At 64.2% G+C, this 19,611-nt stretch carries 11 protein-coding genes; 8 read left to right on the top strand and 3 right to left on the bottom strand.

What is annotated here, in order from left to right; translation table 11 throughout:
* Positions 1 to 290: 290 nt before the first annotated feature.
* Both BZF61_RS02400 and BZF61_RS02405 read left to right on the top strand, forming a co-directional pair.
* Positions 291 to 3,266: a TonB-dependent receptor plug domain-containing protein gene (locus BZF61_RS02400; protein ID WP_169711927.1), complete on the top strand. Its 2,976-nt coding sequence runs from the start codon at positions 291 to 293 to the stop codon at positions 3,264 to 3,266.
* 105 nt (positions 3,267 to 3,371) lie between these two features.
* On the top strand, positions 3,372 to 3,701 hold the full coding sequence (locus BZF61_RS02405) for a hypothetical protein (RefSeq protein ID WP_086617038.1): 330 nt from the start codon (positions 3,372 to 3,374) through the stop codon (positions 3,699 to 3,701).
* 100 nt (positions 3,702 to 3,801) lie between these two features.
* Here the strand turns inward: BZF61_RS02405 and BZF61_RS02410 are convergent, their stop codons facing one another.
* The 3 genes from BZF61_RS02410 to clpB form a co-directional block, all read right to left on the bottom strand.
* The gene (locus tag BZF61_RS02410; RefSeq protein ID WP_086617039.1) at positions 3,802 to 5,796 is read right to left on the bottom strand and encodes an alpha/beta hydrolase family protein; all 1,995 of its coding nucleotides are present in this window, start codon (positions 5,794 to 5,796) and stop codon (positions 3,802 to 3,804) included.
* A gap of 152 nt (positions 5,797 to 5,948) precedes the next feature.
* Positions 5,949 to 9,377, bottom strand: coding sequence for a TonB-dependent receptor domain-containing protein (locus tag BZF61_RS02415; protein WP_086617040.1), 3,429 nt, complete (start codon positions 9,375 to 9,377; stop codon positions 5,949 to 5,951).
* Positions 9,378 to 9,732: 355 nt separating this feature from the next.
* A complete protein-coding gene (gene clpB, locus BZF61_RS02420) occupies positions 9,733 to 12,309 on the bottom strand; it encodes an ATP-dependent chaperone ClpB (RefSeq protein WP_086617041.1) in 2,577 nt (858 codons plus the stop codon).
* A gap of 215 nt (positions 12,310 to 12,524) precedes the next feature.
* Between clpB and BZF61_RS02425 the strand changes: the two genes are divergently transcribed.
* The 6 genes from BZF61_RS02425 (at position 12,525) to BZF61_RS02450 (ending at position 19,606) form a co-directional block, all read left to right on the top strand.
* Positions 12,525 to 14,744: an acylase gene (locus BZF61_RS02425; RefSeq protein WP_086617042.1), complete on the top strand. Its 2,220-nt coding sequence runs from the start codon at positions 12,525 to 12,527 to the stop codon at positions 14,742 to 14,744.
* 46 nt (positions 14,745 to 14,790) lie between these two features.
* On the top strand, positions 14,791 to 17,646 hold the full coding sequence (locus BZF61_RS02430) for a M16 family metallopeptidase (RefSeq protein WP_086617043.1): 2,856 nt from the start codon (positions 14,791 to 14,793) through the stop codon (positions 17,644 to 17,646).
* A 157-nt stretch (positions 17,647 to 17,803) separates the two neighbouring features.
* Positions 17,804 to 18,103, top strand: a complete 300-nt coding sequence (locus BZF61_RS02435) for a hypothetical protein (protein WP_086617044.1) — start codon at positions 17,804 to 17,806, stop codon at positions 18,101 to 18,103.
* Positions 18,104 to 18,245: 142 nt separating this feature from the next.
* Complete coding sequence (locus BZF61_RS02440; protein WP_086617045.1) at positions 18,246 to 18,650, top strand: hypothetical protein; 405 nt, start codon at positions 18,246 to 18,248, stop codon at positions 18,648 to 18,650.
* A gap of 2 nt (positions 18,651 to 18,652) precedes the next feature.
* Positions 18,653 to 19,084, top strand: coding sequence for an META domain-containing protein (locus BZF61_RS02445; protein ID WP_086617046.1), 432 nt, complete (start codon positions 18,653 to 18,655; stop codon positions 19,082 to 19,084).
* An 84-nt stretch (positions 19,085 to 19,168) separates the two neighbouring features.
* A complete protein-coding gene (locus BZF61_RS02450; RefSeq protein ID WP_086617047.1) occupies positions 19,169 to 19,606 on the top strand; it encodes a hypothetical protein in 438 nt (145 codons plus the stop codon).
* Positions 19,607 to 19,611: the final 5 nt, after the last annotated feature.

Consider the following 19,611-nt stretch of genomic DNA (forward strand, 5'->3'; position numbering starts at 1 on the left):
CGATCCGAGGGCACTGCATCCTTGCATCACGAATCACCTGAAGCCGCCATAACGCACTGTTGCGTTCAAGTGACAATCGCAGCGTGAACGGCGTGCTGCGCGTCGGAAATGCTTGGCTTCCATGCGGGCATGGGACAAGGACAGCACTACGTGTGATCTCGCCTCGCAAGGGGTGAATTTTCGCACCTGATAAATGGCCGCTTTGGCGGGCCAGCTATCCGGCTCCGTCACTCGGTAACATCTTGGGTCGGCCTTTCCGGGCCGGACATGAGCAAAGGGAACGTAAAAATATGAAGATCTCGACCAATCTCAGGCTGGGCGTCGGCACGATCGCGCTCGGCCTTGCCCTTTCGGCAACGCCTGCGTTCGCGCAGGATGCTGGAGAAGCCGAGACCGCGACCGATGAGCCCACTTCGGGTCAGACGATCATCGTCACTGGTTCGCGCATCGAGAACCCCAACCTCAAGCTCTCGAGCCCGGTCGGCGTCGTCAGCGAGACCGAACTCCAGCTGCGCCAGATCAACAACGCCGAACAGTTCCTGCGCGAACTTCCCTCGGCGGTGCCGAGCATCGGTTCGGCGGTGAACAACGGTAACGGCGGTGCGGCCTTCGTCAACCTGCGTGGCATCGGCTCGCAGCGTAACCTCGTGCTGCTTGATGGTCGCCGCTTCGTCCCGGCGGACGAAACCGGCCGCGTCGACCTCAACAACATCCCGCTCGCCGTAATCGAGCGCACCGAAGTCCTGACCGGTGGCGCCACCACCACCTATGGCGCTGACGCGATCTCGGGCGTGGTGAACTTCATCACCAAGAAGGATTTCGAAGGCGTCCAGGTTGATGCCAGCTCGCTCATCACCGAGCGTGGCGACGGCCTCACCCACCGTGTCGACGTGACCATGGGCGGCAACTTCGCTGACGGTCGTGGCAACGCGGTGTTCAGCATCGGCTACCAGAAGGTCGACGAAGTCTTTCAGGGTGACCGTTCCTTCTCGGAATTCAACGTCGACTCCTTCACCGGCACTGCCGGCGGCTCGTCGAACGCGGTCCCGGCCGTTATCATCGGCCCTCCGGGCCCCGGGCCGGCCGTTGTCGGCCAGATCAACGAGGCCGGCACCGATATCGGGCCGTTCGACCGTCCGTTCAACTTCAACCCGTTCAACATCTTTCAGACCCCGTTCGAACGCTACAATATCTACGGTTCGGCAAACTACGAAGTGTCGGACGCGGTCGAACTGTTCACTCAAGGGGTGTTCTCCCGGCAGACCGTCTCGACGATCATCGCTCCGGGTGGTTCGTTCTTCAACACCTACAGGTTCAACCTCAACAACCCGTTCATCCCGGAAGCCATCGCCCAGCGCTTCGGCAATCGTCTCGGTCTGACGCCGGCGCAGTATGCTGCCGCGCGCAACACGCCGTTTGGTCCGACCCTGCCCAACGGTGCGGCCAACCCGGACTACGTCGAGTTCGGCGCGCAGGTGCGTCGTCGTTCGGTCGAAGCGGGCGTTCGCTTCTCCGACTTCACCACCACCCTGTTCAACCTGGTGGTCGGTGCCCGCGGCGGCATCACCGATGACATCAACTGGGAAGTGTCGGCCACCTATGGTGAATCCGAGCGTATCCAGCGTCAGGGCGGCTTTGCCCGTCTCGACCGCCTGCAGCAGGCGGTGCTGGCGATCCCTGATGGTTCGGGTGGCGTGCGCTGCATCGACACCTCACGTGGTTGCGCTCCCATCAACCTGTTCGGCACCGAAGGCAACCTCGGCTCGCCGGAGGCGATCGGCTTCGCCTTTAACCTGACCCAGCAGGTTGTGGACACCTCGGAAATCGGCACGGTCAGCGGCCTGATCTCGGGCGACCTGCCCTTCGCGATCTCGTCAACCCCGGTCGCCTTCGCGATCGGTGCAGACTACCGCCGCTACGCCACTGGCCAAGAGTCGGATGAAGCGTCGCAGACCCCGGGTGCGGTGGTCGGCGGCGGCGGTGCTGACCCGAACTTCACCGGTGAATACGAGAACATCGACCTGTTCGGGGAACTTATCGTTCCGCTGCTCGAAGGCGTGCCTTTCGCCGAAAGTCTGACCCTCGAACTGGGTGGCCGTTATTCCGACATCAACATCGTGGGTTCGGAATTCACCTGGAAGGCGGGCGGTTCGTGGGAGCCGGTCCAGGGTCTGCGTATCCGCGGCAACTACTCGCGCGCCGCGCGTGCGCCGAACATCGGCGAACTGTTCTTCCCGGCAACGACCGGGCTGGACAACCTCGCTGTTGACCCGTGCGCCGGTGCTGCGCCGCTCAGCAATCCCCAGCTTGCGGCGGTCTGCCAAGCGCAGGGCGCTCCGGCGGGGACGATCGGCAGCATTCTGCAACCCGCTGCCGGCCAGATCAACGTGACCACAGGTGGCAACATCGATCTGGACTTCGAGATCGCCAAGACCTGGACGGTCGGCTTCGTTGCGACTCCCGCGGCGCTTCCGCGTCTGTCGTTCTCGGTCGACTACTTCAACATCAAGCTTGACGGTGCGATCAATTCGCCCGAGATCGGTGACATCATTGATGGCTGCTACGCCAGCGGCAACCTGAACTTCGGCTCCAACCCCTTCTGCCAGCTGATCGAACGTAACCCGCTCACTGGCGGTCTTGACGGTGCGCCAAGCGAACTGCGCGGCCTGCTGCTGAACCTGACCAACCTCGGTCGGATCAAGACTGACGGGATCGACGTGTCGCTGAACTGGGGCACCGATATCACCAGCTTGATCGGCTTCGATCTGTCGGTGAATGGCACATGGACCAACCAGAACCGCTTCCAAGCGATTGCCGGTTCGCCCACCTCGCCGTTCCGTAACTGCGTCGGGTTCTACTCGGTCAACTGCGACTCGATCCAGCCGGAGTTCGTGTTCGACACCCGCGGGTCCTTCCGCTTCGATGACGATGCGATGCTTTCGCTGCGCTGGCGCTATCTGAGCGGAACCGAGCAGGAGCCGCTGGACATCGCTTCGCAGGGTCCGGCCTTCTCGGGCAACTCGCCGGTGTTCGGTGACGTCGACTTCACGCAGATCCCCTCGGAAAGCTACTTCGACCTCACGGCGCAGTTCTATGCGATGGACAATCTGACGCTGACGCTGACCGTAACCAACCTGTTCGACAACCAGCCGACCGTTGTTGGTTCGACCATCGGCACCACCGCCTTCAACAGCGGTAACGTGTTCCCGTCGACCTACGACGCTCTGGGTCGTCGCTACTCAGCGGCGGTTCAGTTCCGCTTCTGATCAAAGCCGGAAACGCAAAAAAGGGGGCGGGTCGCAAGGCCCGTCCTCTTTCTTTATCTGCCTAACTCTGTATGCTGGATCCACCGCTTTTCAGGGAGAACTCTCATGATCTTCACCCTCTCTACCGCGCTCCCTGCCGTGCTTCTCCTGCAGGCCACCGCGGCCGCGCCGCAACAAAAGGAGCCTGAACAGCAGCGGGCGACCGGCACCGCCGTGACGAACCAGGAAACGGCCAAACTCGCCGCAGCCGAAGAAATCACCGACAAGAATCACCCCGAATACGTGCGCTGCCGCAGCGAGCGAGTGATCGGTTCGCTCGCCAAGCGCAAGAAAACCTGCATGACCAACCGCGAATGGGAGATTGCCGCCCGCACGGGCAATCGCGGTGCGCGTGACATCGTGGAAAGCCAGCAGGTCGGCATGAACGGCCAGTAATCGCCGCTCGGCGCGACGTGGCCCTGTCCGGCACAAAACCAAAAGGGCCCAGCCTTGTTGCGGCCAGGCCCCTTTTGCTTTGGGCCTGAAGCCCGCCTTCCTACAGCCCGCCGGGGCCGCAGTCGTTGGCGAGGAAGTCGAGCATCTTGGTGTAGAGCTGCTGCTGGTGGCTGAACATCAGCGTGTTACCGAAGTGGTCCGCCCCCTTCAGCGTGATGAATTCGCCGGTCTTGCCCGCCGCCTCGAAAGCCTTCTGGTAGTCCTTGAGGTGGTAATACATCACCCGCCGGTCGACATCGCCGTGCACCATCAGCAGCGGAATGTTGACCTTCGAAACCTCGTTTATCGGGTTGACGGTGGTTCCGCCGCGGTGGCGGTTCCAGTCGTCGAGCGTCTTGAGCGTGGGATCGCGCCGGCCGAGATACTGCTTCTCGGCATCGGCCACCGCCGCCACCGCGATCGCGCACTGGTAGAGCTGCTCCTCGCGGCTCAATGCGACCAGCGCGGCATAGCCACCATAAGACCAGCCGAAGAAGGCGACCCGGTTGGGATCGGCAAGCCCCTGTTCGATCAGGTACTTCACCCCGTCGTCCTTGTCGTCCTGCATGGCGAGACCGTGCTGCTTGTAGCCGGCATCGAAATGCCTCTGCCCCCATCCGGTCGAAATGCGGTTTTCGGGGTGGAACACCATGTAGCCAGCCGAGGCGAGCATCTGGCCCATCTCGTCATAGCTCACCATGCCGTTCACCGCCGGGCCGCCATTGTGCTGGACGATCAGCGGAAACGGCGGCTTGCCCTTGGGAATCGTCACGTAGCCGGGGATGATCAGCCCGTCGCGGGCCTTGTAGCGGATATATTTCACGTCCGAGAGCTGTGCGGGATCGACCAGCGGATTGCGGCTGCCGAGCTTGGCGAGCTTGCCGTCCATCACCAGCCAGAACGAGCCTGGATCGTGCGGCCCGCGATTGGTGACGATCATCGTCTTGCCGTCGAGCGAACGGCTGGAGATCGACACTTGCCAGGCGTAAGGGATCTGCTGTTCGAGCGCCTCGTGGAGCGCCTTTTCCTCCTCGTCGAACCAGAAACGTTCCATCTTCTGGCCGGGGTAGCGCGCGGCCACCAGCTTCTCGTTGCCGGGGATGGAGTGCAACTGGATGCCCATCACGTCGGCATCCTCGGCCTGGAATAGCTTTTTGCCGATCTGGCCCGTGGTGAAATCGAACTCGTAGAGGCCGGCCTTGTCTTCCCCGTTGGGATTGTCGATCAAGTAGCCGATATTAGGATTGTTCGGATCGAAGCCGGCGATCCCGTGGAACCCGCTCAGCACGCGGTAGATGTTCTTGGGATCTTCGATGTCGAGCTCCTGGAACTTGGTCCAGTCGCTGTCGCCGGGCTTGCGGTAATAGTAGATATATTTGCCGGCATCGAGATCGGGCGAGACGGCGAAGCGCGGATTGCCTTCATTGTCCCAGGCGGATACCGAACGGATCTTGCCACCGGTGCGCAGCACCAGTTCGCGCGCGCCGGTCTTGAGGTTGAACTTGTAGTAGGAACGCGGTCGGAAGGCGGCGAGCGGATCGACGCCGGTCGGATCGGCCACTGCCGTGCCGGTGCTGATCAGCACGTGATCGGGATCGTTCGGCAGCGTGTTGACGATGCCGAAATTGCCATCGACGCGGGTGAACTTGTTGGCTTCGAGACTGTAGGAATAGGCAAGATAGTCGCGCACATCCTGTTCCGGCCCCTTCACCGTCGTGCGATTGACCTGCCATGCGCTGCCGAAGATGAAATCATTGCTGACCCACTGCGCGCTGATGATCTCCATCGGATCGGCGTTGAGGCGGCGGAACGGCTTGGACAGGTCGTTGGTCTTGTAGATCTCGAGGATATACTCGCCGTCCTTGCTCTCGATCTTGTGCACCAGCACGTGCTTGCCATCGGGCGAGACCTGCACCGCATTGACGACTTCGCGCAGCGCCCAGACGTCGATCGGCACCGCGCTTTGCGCCTGCGTATCGGCAGGCGCGGCAAGCGACAGGCCGATGACGGACACACCTACCATCGCGGCCCAAAGGGGGGTCTTGAGAAATTTCATGCGTGCGACTCTACCCGTGTGAAGCCAAACCAAGCGATGAGACTATCGCAATCAGGTGCGGGTGTCTCGCCCACCTTGTACGCGAACAGAAAAACGGCCCCCCACATTGCGCGAGAGGCCGCTTTTCTTTGCCTTTTCAGGTCGTCCCTCGATCAGAAGCGGTACAGGACCTGACCGAAGAATTCCCGGCCGTTGAGGTCGTAGCCGTTACCGATCGGCGTGTTGGAAACCTGAAGGATCCCCGAACGCGGCGAAACCTGCGGCGGAGCCTCGTCGAAGATGTTGCGGACCCCGAGGATCAGGCGCAGGTCACCATTATCCCAGCGCACCGAGGCGGTGTGCTCGAAATACTCGGGCGCCGTGCCGACCGGGCGGCAGAAGACGCCATCGCCGGGGACGACGCCATTGGCCGAACCGTTGCCGAGACAGGTCGGCGAGAATTCGCCGTTCGGACCACGGCTGAAGGCATCGCCAAAGCCGATGCGGTCACGCCAGCGCACGCCATTCGAGTCCGAGTTGCCGATCGCGTCGATGTAGCGCACCTGATAGATGAACCGGAAATCGTTCCAGCTTGCGCCAAAGGTCGCAAGACCCGTCCAGTCGGGGAAGCCGAAGCGGTCGGTGAAATTGGTCGTCACAAAAGTGTCGACCCCGGTCCGCTGGACGTTGGAGCGCTCGATCAGGTGGTTGGCCTGAAGATTGAGCGACAGGCCAATGGTCTCGCCGCCGACATTCAGGTCATAGCCGAAGGTCGAGTTCAGGTCGATCCCGCGCACCGATTCCTGGTCACGGTTGAGGAAGCCGGCCTGCACCCCGCTGATCAGCGCACGATCGGTCGGGTCGATCTCGATACGGTCGCAGAATTCGCTGCGTGCCGAATCCTCGCGCAGATAGCAGTCATTGATGATGAACTGTCCCGTCGGCTCGATGATCGCGCCCTTGATCTTGATGTCGTAGTAATTGAAGTTGAAGGCAAAGCGGAAGCTGCTCGCCCAGTCCTCCTCGAAGGCAAAGCCAGCCGTGATCGAGCGCGAGGTTTCCGCCTCGATATCGAGCGAACCGCCTTGGGTTATCTCGCCGCTGACCGTCTGGATCGTGTTGAGGTTTTCCGAATCGATGCCGACGCGGGTCGGATCGCGGCCTTCCCGCCGGCAATTGGCGAGAACGAAGCTCTCACGCTGATCGAGCGTCGGATCATAGGCCCCGTTGACAAAGGCCGCATCCGGCACGGCGCAAGGATCGAACAGGGTGGTAAAGCCGGACTGGCCGCGCAGGAAGTTCTCGCGCAGGTTCGGTGCACGGAACGAAGTGCCATAGCTGAACTTGAGCAGGAGCGGAGCCACCGGACGCCAGCCGCCCTTGAGCGAGAAGGTGCCGTTGGTGCCGTAGAACTCCTCGTCGGTCAGACGGCCCGAAATGTTGACGGTCAGCTCTTCGACCATCGGCTCACCCGCGATCAGCGGCACGTCGATTTCGCCGAACAGCTCGCGGATCCACTTCGAACCCGAAGCACCGCCATCGGCAAAGAAGCCGAACAGCAGGCCGTTCGAGGCAATGAAGCTCGGCTGGGAGTTGATCGTATCCTCCCGCCATTCACCGCCGAACGACACCCCGACCGAGCCGGCCGGCAGTTCGAACAGATCACCGGTGACGTAGGCCGAGAGCATGATCTGCTCGTAGGTGGTCCTGAAGCTGCGGTTGTCGAACAGGTAATCGCGTTCGGCCTGCGAGGCAAAATCGCCGACCGCACCGGTCATCACGCTCGGCGCGAACAGGTTGACCGGCACGCACCCTTCGGTCAGCCCCGGCGCCGCAGCGCCCGGATTGGCAAGGCCGGCGACGTTGCACTCCCCGATGTAGAGCGGGTTGCCGAAGAAGACATCGATGCCGTCGTTGTAGTCGTCGGCAATGCCATCGCCGTCATTGTCGAACACGCCATCGCCGTCATAATCGGCCGTCGGATCGAGACCGATCGCGAGCGCGAGGCGATCCTCGCGGATCCCGAAGCGCGACGATTTGCCGACCGAACGCGAGTAGGTCCCGGCCACTTCGAAGGTCCAGCTCGAACCGATGAAGGGCAGGTCGCCGCGCACGCCGAGCACACCGCGATACTGTTCCTGCGTGACCTCGAAATTGTTGCGGTCGCCGATGATCGACACGATCGGAATGGTCGGCAGCGGAATGCCGACCGACAGCGCCGGCGGCCTGCCATTGGTAAGGCCGTTCAGCGCGTTGTCGACCGAGCGGCAGTCGACACCACTGGCGTTGGTCACGAAGTTGCACGGGTTGAAGATGTTCTGGGCGGGGACCGAGGGGAAGATCTGCGGCAGGCCAGCGCCGGTGTTCTTGATTTCCGCGCGGGTATAGGCGGCCTCGAAGAACGGGGTGATGTTGGCATCGCCGGGGAAGGTGTATTCCCCGTAGGCAAAGACGTTGATCAGCTCCTGGCCCGAAACGATGGTGCGATCGAGTTCTTCCGGGCTCGCGTTGGTGTTGACGTTCTGGAAGTCGACGTCACGGATGCCGTCGCCGTTGGTGTCCAGTTCACGGCCGAAAGCATTGGTGTTTTCCGCCCAGTTGAAAGGACGGCCCGTGCGCGGATCGATCGGGAAGTTGGCGATATTTCCGTTGGCCGGGAAATAGACCGAACCGAAACGGGCGTAAGGCTGGAAGATCCGCCCCCCGATCCCGGAAATGATGCATTCGCTTTCCGAAACGCGAATGGTGTTGTTGGAGCGCGAGCGCACCAAGGCGTTGTCGGAGATGCCGAGGCGGTAGATGTTTCCGTCGGCATCCTCTTCGAGATTGGTGGTGCATCCGCGCAGGAAATCGCGGTCGCGCAATTTCCACTCCTCGCGCACCTGGTACTCGGCGCCGATGCCGAACACGCCGCGATCGAAATTCTTACCCCAGGCCGCCGAGATGGTGTAATCTTCGCCTTCGCCCTGCGGGTTGACATCCCCCACGGCCTGAAGTTCGAGGCCATCGAAATCCTTGCGCAGGATGATGTTGATCACCCCCGCGACCGCATCCGAACCATAGATCGAGGAAGCGCCGTCGGTGAGGATGTCGAAGCGATCCACGAGCGTGGCAGGGATCAGGTTGACCGAGGGGCTGGTCGGCGCACCCTCCACGCCCGCCGGGGCGAGGCGGCGGCCGTTGACCAGCAGCAGCGTACGGCTGGGATCGAGGCCGCGCAGGTTGACGGTCTGCGAACCCGGACCGTTATCGAGCACGAAACCGTTGAAGGTCGCGTCGATCTGGGTGCCCGCAGCCGCCGCCGAACGCTGGAGAATCTGCGCCGGATCGAAGGCACCGACCGCCTGCTGGTTTTCGGTGGTGAGCACCTGAAGCGGCGAGATCGAGCTATAGGTGTCGCGCACGATGCGCGAACCGGTCACGGTGATGTTGCCGCCCGTAACCGGCTTGCCTTCGGCGTCGGTGGTGACGGAAGCCGGCTCTTCCTTTTCCTTTTCCTGCGCGGCCTCATCCTGCGCCAAAACGGGGCCTGCCGCAAGGAAAGCAAGGGCCGAGGCCGAGAAGGCCAGCGCCTTCAGCGAATTGCTCTGAAATTTCTTCATGATCACTCCAGTTGCCCAAACCGGAGACAGCAAAAACAACCCCGGTACCCGTCACATCATTGCCCCATGTGACAGGACTTCGGATCGATGGTTGTCTAAATCAGTCCCCGCAGTGCCCGATTTGTGCAATAGCGTTACATTGATGTCAAAGCGCTGGCCACGCAGGGGGCACTTTTCCTGACGGTGTTGCGTCAATCCCACATTCAGGGGCCGACACGGGCCATGATCGAAATTTTGTTAATTTGTGACTTTTTGAATGTTAAAAAATAGGGCGGCTTGCACGCAACAAACCGCCCTGCTTGCCGAATGAGGCCAAGGCTTGCAATAATCTTACGCAAGGCGTTTCGGCCCGTGATCAGCGAATCGTCATCTCCAGCTGGCCGTCACCCTCGTCGATCACCAGCGTGCTGCCGTCGGGCAGCTTGCCTTCGAGCAGCATCTCGGCAAGCGGATCCTGCAGGTAGCGCTGCACCGCCCGCTTGAGCGGACGCGCGCCGTAGACCGGGTCATAGCCCACCCGCCCGAGCCAGCGCAGCGCGGCATCGGTCAGTTCGATCGTGATCTTGCGATCCGCCAGCAGTTTCTGGACCCGCTTGACCTGGATCTCGACGATCGGGGCCATGTGCTCCGGACCCAGCCGGTGGAACAGGATGATCTCGTCCAGGCGGTTGAGGAATTCGGGCCGGAAATGCGCGCGCACCACATCCATCACGTCCTTCTCGACGCTGGACACGTCCGCTCCGTCGGGAAGATTGGCGAGATACTGGCTGCCGAGGTTTGAGGTGAGGATGATCAGCGTGTTGCTGAAATCGACCACGCGGCCCTGCCCGTCGGTGAGGCGTCCATCGTCGAGCACCTGAAGCAGCACGTTGAAGACATCCGAGTGCGCCTTCTCGACCTCGTCGAACAGCACCACCTGGTAGGGGCGGCGACGCACGGCTTCCGTCAGCACCCCGCCCTCTTCATAACCGACATAGCCCGGCGGCGCGCCGATCAGGCGGGCGACGGCGTGCTTCTCCATGAACTCGCTCATGTCGATCCGCACCATCGCGCTGTCATCGTCGAACAGGAACCCGGCCAGCGCCTTGGTCAGCTCGGTCTTGCCGACGCCGGTCGGGCCGAGGAACAGGAAGGAGCCGAGCGGGCGCCCAGGGTCCTGCAAACCGGCACGCGCACGCCGCACGGCCTTGGACACGGCTTCGATCGCCTGCGTCTGGCCAATCACGCGCTCGCCGAGGATGCTCTCCATCTTCAGCAGCTTCTCGCGCTCGCCTTCCATCATCTTGTCCACCGGCACGCCCGTCCAGCGACTAACGACTCCGGCGATGTCCTCCTCGGTCACCTCCTCGCGCAGCATCGCGTTGGCGGCCTGGCCCTGGGCTTCGGCGAGCTGCCTTTCGAGCTCCGGGATACGCCCGTAGGACAGCTCCCCGGCCCTCGCCAGATCGCCTTCGCGCTGGGCCTGCTCGAGTTCGAGCCGCGCGGCATCGAGCGCTTCCTTGAGCTTGCCTTCGGCTTCGATCTTGTCGCGCTCGATCTGCCAGCGGGTGGTCAGTTCGGCCGACTGCTGCTCGAGGTTGGCCAACTCCTCGCGCAGGGCGACGAGGCGATCCTTGGAGTTCTGGTCTGTCTCCTTCTGGAGCGCCTGTTCCTCGATCTTGAGCTGGATGATCCGTCGGTCGAGCGCCTCGATCTCCTCGGGCTTGCTTTCCACTTCCATCCGGATGCGGCTGGCGGCCTCGTCCATCAGGTCGATCGCCTTGTCGGGCAGGAAGCGGTTCTGGATATAGCGGTCGGACAGCTTCGCCGCCGCGACAATCGCGCCGTCGGTGATGCGCACGCCGTGGTGCAGCTCGTACTTGTCCTTGATCCCGCGCAGGATCGAGATCGTGTCCTCGACCGTCGGCTCGGAGATGTAGACCGGCTGGAACCGCCGCTGGAGCGCGGGATCCTTCTCGACATATTTCTGGTATTCGTCGAGCGTGGTTGCGCCGATGCAGTGCAGTTCGCCGCGCGCAAGCGCGGGCTTCAAGAGGTTCGATGCATCCATCGAGCCTTCCGACGCGCCCGCCCCGATCAGCGTGTGCATCTCGTCGATGAACAGGATGATCTGGCCCTCGGCGTGCTTGACCTCGTCGAGCACCGACTTGAGCCGCTCCTCGAACTCGCCGCGATACTTCGCCCCTGCGATCAGCGCGCCCATGTCGAGTGCCATGAGCGTGCGGCCCTTGAGGCTGTCGGGCACGTCGCCATTGGCGATGCGCAGCGCGAGGCCCTCGGCAATCGCGGTCTTGCCGGTGCCTGGCTCACCGATCAGCGCGGGGTTGTTCTTGGTGCGGCGGGCAAGGATCTGGATCGTGCGACGGATTTCCTCGTCGCGGCCGATCACCGGATCGAGCTTGCCCTCGCGCGCAGCCTTGGTGAGGTCGCGGGCGAACTTCTCCAATGCGTCATAGGTGCTCTCGGCCCCGGCGCTGTCGGCGCGCTTGCCGCGACGCAACTGCTCGATCGCGGCGTTGAGGTTCTGCGGGGTCACGCCGGCGGCCTTGAGCGCCTCGCCTGCAGGGCCCTGCGAAAGGACCAGCGCAGTCAGTATCCGCTCGACCGTGACGTAGGAATCTCCCGCCTTGTCGGCGAGCTGTTCCGCGGTATCGAGCACCCGCACCGCATCATTATCGAGCCCCGGAGTCGCCTGTGCGCCGCTACCGGTGACCGCCGGGATCTTCGCCAGCCCCGCATCCACTCCGGTCGAAGCCAGCGGGGCATCGCCACCGGCGCGCTGGATCAGGCCCGCAGCCATGCCCTCGCTGTCGTCCAGCAAGGCCTTGGCGATATGCAGCGGAGTGATGCGCTGGTGATTGAGACGGATCGCGATGGTCTGGGCGGCCTGCAGGAAGCCTTTCGCGCGGTCGGTGAATTTTTCGAGATTCATCTGCTCTAACCCCTCCAAAGGTTGCCCCGTCCAAATAGTGTTGCTTTTTTGCAACACAAGGCGCGCCCTGAAAAAACGGCCCGGCACATGTCTTGCCCGGCTAAGTGGTTTCGTCCTTGACGCAAAACAAGGGCCGGCACGACAAATGGCGCCGTGCTTGACCTCTCCCCCCGCGCGGGCGATGAAGCGGCCCGCCGAGGCAGGAGAGAAGTGGCATGAAGTGGTTGAAGCACGGCGCGATTGCGCTGGTGGCGCTGTGCGTTCTGGTCTTCGCGGTGCTGGCCACATGGGAACCGCACTTCGCCAGCGCGGCCAATCCGCCCAGGGGCCGGGACTATTCGGCCGAGATCATCCGCGACGAATGGGGCGTGCCGCATATCTACGGCAAGACCGACGCCGACGCCGCCTTCGGGATCGCGGTTGCCCATGCCGAGGACGATTTCTTCACCCTGCAGGATGTCGTCGCCATGGCGCGCGGACGATATGGCGCGATTGCGGGCGAGGACGGGGCCAAGATCGATTACGTCTATCACCTGATCGACGCACGCGGCACCGCCGAGGCCAATTACCCCAAGCTGCCCGAGGACACCCGCGCGCTGTTCGAAGCCTATGCCGCGGGCCTCAACCACTATGCCGCCAGGCATCCGGACGAAGTCAAGCTTGCCAACCTGTTCCCGATCAGCGGGATCGATGTGGCCGCCGGTTTCGCGCTGCGCCAGCCATTCTTCTTCGGCCTGGACGGGGTGATCGGCCCGCTGGTGGCAGGCGAGAACCTGCGCCGCGAGCACGGCCCCGACATACCCGGCTTCCCGCGTCCGCCGCTGCCGGTCGCCGCGCCGCCCGAACCTGCCGTTGCACCAAGGCAGGCCCGCCGTCTGGTGCTGCCGCTGGGCGAGGATGCCGAACAGCTTGGCTCCAACGCCTTTGCCGTCGCGCCGCGGAAGGGCGGCGGGACGACGACGCTGATTTCCAATTCGCACCAGCCGCTGCGCGGCGGGGTGGCGTGGTATGAACTCGTCGTCGAAAGCGGTGAGGGCTGGCATTTTGCCGGTGCGAACTTCCCCGGCTCGCCGTTCCCCTTCCTGGGCCACAACGAGCATCTCGGCTGGACCAACACGGTCAACACGCCCGACATGATCGATGTCTACAGTCTCGAACTCGACGCGAGCGGCACCCGCTACCGGCTCGACGGGCGATGGCACGACCTAGAGAGCACGTGGGTAACGCTGCCGGTCAAGATAGGGCCGGTGGTGCTGCCGGTCCGGCGCGAGGTGCTGCGCTCGGTCCACGGCCCGGTCATCCGCAACGACAAGGGCGCCTTTGCCATCCGTTACGGCGGAATCGGGCGGCTCGAACAGCTCGATGCCTATTACCGCCTCAACAAGGCCACCAGCTTTGCCGAGTGGGAGGCGCAGATCGCCCGCCTCGCGATCCCCTCCACCAACTTCATCTATGCCGATGAAAAGGGCACCATCGCCTATGTCTATAATGCCGCGATCCCCGATCGACCCGAGAATGTGAAGGCCGACTGGCGCAATGTCCTGCCCGGCAACCGTTCGGACCTGATCTGGCAGGGCGCGGTCGATTACGAGGCGCTGCCGCGGATCGTGAACCCGGCCAGCGGCTGGCTCTACAATTCCAACAACACCCCCTTCACCGCAGCAGGCCGCGGGAGCGATCTTGATCCTGCGGCCTTCTCGCCGCTGCTGGGCATCGAACTCAAGCAGACCAACCGCTCGTGGCGCGCCTACCGGCTGCTGTCGCAGGCCAGCGTGCTCGACCGCAAGGCGCTCGAGGCGATCAAATACGATACCGGCTACGAGCGCCGGGGTTATGTCGCGCGGCTGTTCGACGAACTGGCCGCACTCAAGGCCAAGGGCAGGCTTGCCGAGGCGCGCGATCTGCTGCTGAGCTGGGATTTCACCGCCGACGGCAGGGGCCGCGCCGATGCGCTGGCGCTGCTGGTGATCCGCGACTTCATGTCAGCCGACTACAACAACAAGCCTTTCCCCAACGTGGCCGAAAAGCTGGCCGCGGCCGGCGCGCACCTGCTCACCCATTTCGGTCGGCTCGATCCGCCGATGGGGGAGCTTTTGCGCCTCAGGCAGGGCGGGCTCGACCTGCCGCTCGACGGCGGCTCGGACACCCTGCGCGCCTCGACCACCTGGGATATCGACGATGACGGCCGCCTCAGCCTCAAGCATGGCGACAGCTTCATCCAGTGGGTCGAATGGCAGCCGGGCAAGCGGGTGTTCTCGCGCTCGATCCAGCCCTTCGGTTCGGCCAGCACCCGGCCGCAGAGTCGGCATTACACCGACCAGATGAAGCTGTTTGTCGAACATCGGCTGAAGCCGGTGCATTTCTGGCGCGAGGATGTGCTGGCGCATGCCAGCAAACGCCTGCGCGTCACCAACGCCGGCAGCCGCGTGCGCTGATCCTGCCTTCCCGTAACCAAGGTTTTTCCCATAGGGAGAGAATTCCATGAGCTATCGTTTTGCCACCGCGAGCCGTGCCGCGCTTGCCCTTGCGCTGGCTGCGCCGCTGACGCCTGCGCTGGCGGATAGCCATGCCGCAGGCGCAACCGCGCAGCAGGCCGGGGCGGACCTTTCCGCGCTGGTGGCGCAGGTCAAGATTCCCTACGAGGAGTTCCGGCTCGCCAACGGCCTCACCGTGCTGGTACACGAGGACCGCAAGGCACCGATCGTCAACGTCACGGTGTGGTACAATGTCGGCTCCAAGGACGAGCCCGAGGGCAAGACCGGCTTTGCCCACCTGTTCGAACACCTGATGTTCAACGGCTCGGAAAACGCGCCCAACGACTACTTCCAGTATCTCTCCGAGATGGGTGCGACCGATTACAATGGCACCACCTGGTTCGATCGCACCAACTACTTCCAGACCGTGCCGCGCCCCGCGCTCGAACGCGCCTTGTGGCTGGAAAGCGACCGGATGGGCTACCTGCTCGGCGCGGTGACCCAGGAGAAACTCGATAACCAGCGCGGCGTGGTGCAGAACGAGAAGCGCCAGGGCGACAACCAGCCGGGCGGGCTGGTCTATTACGAGGTGCTCGAAACGCTGTTTCCCGAAGGCCACCCCTATCGCCACAGCACGATCGGCTCGATGGCTGATCTCGACGCGGCTTCGATGGAGGACGTGCGCCAGTGGTTCCGCGACAATTACGGCCCCAACAATGCGACGCTGGTGCTTGCCGGCGACATTTCCGCTGCCGAGGCGCGGCCGCTGGTGGAGAAGTATTTCGGCCCGATCGCGCGCGGGCCGGTGAACGATCCGGCCGAGGCCGAGGTGCCGACCCTGGCCGCGCCGGTGCGCAAGACCTTCAAGGATCAGGTCGCGGCCACCAGCGTCACCCGCTACTGGGCGGTCGAAGGCATCACCGGCAAGGATCGCATCGCGCTCGACGTGGGCGCGGCGATCCTCGGCGGGCTGGCATCGAGCCGGCTCGACCGGGAACTGGTGCGCGAGGCGCAGCTCGCCGTCAATGTCTCGGCGGGCAATTCCGCCTTCCAGCGGGTCGGGATGCTCGAAGTCGGGGCGACCGCCAAGGATGGTGTCGATCCGGCCGTGCTGGAGGCGCGGATGGATGCAGTGATCAAGCAGATGATCGCCGAAGGCCCGACCGAGGACGAGGTGCGCCGCGCCGTCACCAGCACGCTGGCCCGCACGATCCGCGGCCTGGAGCAGGTCGGCGGCTTCAGCGGCAAGGCTCAGACGCTCGCCGAGGGCAAGGTGCTGGCCGGCGATCCGGCCTTCTACGCGCGCGAGTTCGAAGCCCTCGCCCGGCTTACCCCGGCCGACGTCAAGGCAGCGATGGCGCGCTGGTTGACCCGCCCGGCAATGACCGTGGTGCTCGAACCCGGCCCGCGCGATGCCGCCTACGCGGAAGCCGCCTCGGTCAAGGCCGAAGGCAACGCCTCCGAGCGTGACCGTACAGCCGAGACCATCAACGTCTCGGTACAGCGCCCGGCCCCGCCGATCGCCACCATCGCCAAGCTCGACTTTCCCGACATCGAGCGCGCCACGCTCGCCAACGGGATGAAGGTGACCTACGCCCGCCGCAACGCGGTGCCGGCGACCTATGTGACGCTGTCCTTCAACGCCGGCAGCGCGGCCGATCCGGCCAACCTGCCGGGCCTGCAGGGCATGACCATGGGCCTGTTCCAGGAAGGCACCGCAATGCTCAGCGCGCAGCAGATCGCCGAGGCGCGGGAACGGCTGGGCGTCTCGATAACGGCCGGAGGCAGCGCCGATCGTTCGAGCTTCACGCTCTCGGCGCTGTCGAGCAACCTTGCCCCCTCGCTCGATCTGCTGCGCCAGATCGTGCGCGAGCCGGCTTTCAACCAGAGCGATATCGACCGCGTCAAGGCGCAGACCATCACCGCCATCCGCCAGCAGATGCGCTCGCCGCAAGGGATTGCCAGCCGCGCGATCGGCACCGAACTGTTCGGCCCGGCTGCGCCCTATGGCCGGGTATCAACCATCGCCAGCGTCGCGGCGATCAGCCGCGAGGATGTGATCGCGTTCAAGGAGCGCTGGATCCGTCCTGACAACGGCGAGGTATTCGTGATTTCCGATCGTCCGCTGGGCGAGATCCTTGCCGCGCTCAACACCGCCTTCGGCGACTGGGCCGCACCCGCCACGTCCAAGGGCACCAAGGATTTTGCAGCACTCGCCGCAGGCCAGCCCGCGGGTAAGCGCGTGGTGCTGATCAACCGCCCCAATTCGCCGCAAAGCTTCATCCTCGGCGCACAGCGCGCCAATCTCGATCCACGCGATCCGGCCTGGGAGGATTTCACCAACGCCAACAATGCGCTGGGTGGCAACTTCCTTGCGCGGCTCAACATGAACCTGCGCGAGACCAAGGGCTGGAGCTATGGTGTGCGCGGCGCGCCGCAGACCTACGAAAACGCGGTGGTCTATGCCATCAGCGGCGGTGTGCAGGCCGACCGCACCGGAGATTCGCTTGCCGAGATGATCAGGGAAACCCGCGAGTTCCTGACCGTCAAAGGCGTGACCGAGGAAGAACTGACCCGCAATGTCGCCGCTGAGATCGGCGAGCTGCCGGGCAGCTTCGAAACCTCGCCCGCCGTGCTTGGCGCGATGCAGAGCAATGCGCTCTACGGCCGCCCCAACAACTACTACGAAACGCTGGTCGCGCGCTACGAAGGCCAGACCCGCCAATCGCTCGATGCCGCAGCGCGCGCGGCGCTCGATGTCGATGATTTCGTGTGGGTCGTGGTGGGCGATGCGGCCAAGGTCGCGCCCCAGCTCGAAGCGGTCGGCCTGCCGGTGGAAGTGCGCGAGATGGAACGGGAGTAAGCACGCCATGACCTCAGCGTGGCCGCAACCAAATCCGGTTGATGCGCGCTGACATTGCTGTAAATAACAGTGCAGCCGCGTGGTCGGGAGGGCCCTGCCACATCGAGATGTCAGGCGTGCGCGGCCGATGCTTCGCGCGCAAATCAGGAGTTGAAAAATGTCTGTTGCAGGTACCTACAAGACCATCGTCAAGAGCCCGATGGGCGATCAGACCGGCACCCTCACCGTGGTGCCGGACGGCGATACCTTCAGCGGTTCGCTGGTCGGCAGCCTCGGCTCGATGGACATCACCGGCGGCACCATCAGCGGCAATACCATCAAGTGGCAGATGAACATGACCGTGCCGATGCCGATGACGCTTGATTGCGAAGCGACCATCGACGGCGACAATCTGACGGGCACCGTCAACGCCGGCGCTTTCGGCGCGATGCCGCTGTCGGGCACCCGCGAAGCCTGATCGCGCTTCCCCTGCGGGGGATAGGCAAAGGCCGCTGGCGCTCCGGCGGCCTTTTTCGCACGCGCCAAATGCTGCTTGTCGGCAAGGGGCGGCGCAGGTTACTCTCGCCTGCCCAGACAAGGGAGGGAGGGAGAGACCCAGAATGAACCACAAGACTATTTTCATCGCCGCCGGCGTGCTCGCACTCGCCGCCTGCAGCGGCAACACCGCCAAGGGCAATGCCGAGCGTGCCGCGGCTGCCGAGGCCGCCGCCAATCCGCCCGCGCCCGAGGCGAGCGCCACGCCTGCCGCTTTCCCCGAAAGCCTCGCCGCCTTTGGCGAGGGCTATCCCAAGGCTGGCGATCCGTGCCGCAACCTTGGCGAGTCCGAGGCAACCGTGAACTTCCTCGATGACAGCGCGGTGCTGGTCGGCTGCCCGGACAAGGCCTCGGCCGAGGCGCTTGGCGGCAAGGTGCTCGAAACCATCGAGGGCATCACGCTGGTGAGCGTGCCGAAAGGCGATACCATGGCGCCCCCGGCCGAAGCCGCCGCCCCGGCGGCCGAATAGGCATGGCGTTCAAGACCCTGGTGGCGGGCGGCGCGCTGATGATGCTCGCCGCCTGCGTCTCCCCCGGCAATCCGCATCCGCTGGAAGGGAGCGAATGGCAGCTCACCGAGATCCACACCTCGGGTAGCACCACGACGCTCACCCCTGCGCTGCAGGCGCGCCATAGGCTCGCCTTCGGCCCCGATGGGGCGCTCGCGCTCCAGCTCGACTGCAACCGCGGGCGTGCCAGCTGGGCCGCGGGCAAACCGCGCAATGGGGCCGGGACGCTCTCCATCGGCCCCGTCGCCAGCACCCGGATGCTGTGCCCCGAGCCGAGCTTCGGCAACCAGGTTGCCAGTCTCGCCGAGGCGCGCAGCTATGTCCTGACCGCCGATGCCCGCGAACTGGTGATCGAGACCGGCACGCTGCGCTTCACCTTCGCCGCCATCAGATGAGCGCGGCGCCGCGGGCGCAAGAGGGGCGCATGTTTGGCGGCGCCAGCCGACGGCGACCTGCCCAGGCACCACGCGGCAAGCGCAATGGCGAAGCGCATCGTCCCGGCTTGGTCGCCGGGCGCGGTGTTCGCGTGGGATGATTTTAACCTCTGCCGCCTGCGGGCGCCGATCATTTTGGCCCTGCTCTTTGCCGCGGTGAACGAGGCCACCGCAATGAACATCGCGCCCGCTGCCTTTGCCGCCGGCCGCGAAGATGGCGATTGGACAGGCGATCTGCCTGTTGCGCAGGCCCTGCCGGAACCCGCCGAGAATGCGGCGCTGCGGCGAGGAGCGACTGACGATGCGGGCCGCACATCGTCCGCGCCGCTGTCATCGCCAGCCGGGCATCACCCGTCGCCGTCGCAAACGGCGGCGAGCCCTTCGCGCATCGGACCACGGCTCGCGGGACTTGGGAATGAACCCTGCCGCACCCCGCCTGCGGCGCAGCCGGGGTGCGGTATGGCGGATGATCCTCGGCGATGATGATG

The sequence above is a fragment of the Erythrobacter tepidarius genome (assembly GCF_002155695.1).
In the GTDB taxonomy this organism is placed as follows: domain Bacteria; phylum Pseudomonadota; class Alphaproteobacteria; order Sphingomonadales; family Sphingomonadaceae; genus Erythrobacter; species Erythrobacter tepidarius.

Coding starts and splice junctions, on each gene's coding strand:
- clpB (WP_086617041.1), bottom strand. CDS start 12,309: ATGAATCTCGAAAAATTCACCGACCGCGCGAAAGGCTTCCTGCAGGCC.
- BZF61_RS02445 (WP_086617046.1), top strand. CDS start 18,653: ATGGCGTTCAAGACCCTGGTGGCGGGCGGCGCGCTGATGATGCTCGCC.
- BZF61_RS02410 (WP_086617039.1), bottom strand. CDS start 5,796: ATGAAATTTCTCAAGACCCCCCTTTGGGCCGCGATGGTAGGTGTGTCC.
- BZF61_RS02400 (WP_169711927.1), top strand. CDS start 291: ATGAAGATCTCGACCAATCTCAGGCTGGGCGTCGGCACGATCGCGCTC.
- BZF61_RS02415 (WP_086617040.1), bottom strand. CDS start 9,377: ATGAAGAAATTTCAGAGCAATTCGCTGAAGGCGCTGGCCTTCTCGGCC.
- BZF61_RS02405 (WP_086617038.1), top strand. CDS start 3,372: ATGATCTTCACCCTCTCTACCGCGCTCCCTGCCGTGCTTCTCCTGCAG.
- BZF61_RS02435 (WP_086617044.1), top strand. CDS start 17,804: ATGTCTGTTGCAGGTACCTACAAGACCATCGTCAAGAGCCCGATGGGC.
- BZF61_RS02430 (WP_086617043.1), top strand. CDS start 14,791: ATGAGCTATCGTTTTGCCACCGCGAGCCGTGCCGCGCTTGCCCTTGCG.
- BZF61_RS02425 (WP_086617042.1), top strand. CDS start 12,525: ATGAAGTGGTTGAAGCACGGCGCGATTGCGCTGGTGGCGCTGTGCGTT.
- BZF61_RS02450 (WP_086617047.1), top strand. CDS start 19,169: ATGGCGAAGCGCATCGTCCCGGCTTGGTCGCCGGGCGCGGTGTTCGCG.
- BZF61_RS02440 (WP_086617045.1), top strand. CDS start 18,246: ATGAACCACAAGACTATTTTCATCGCCGCCGGCGTGCTCGCACTCGCC.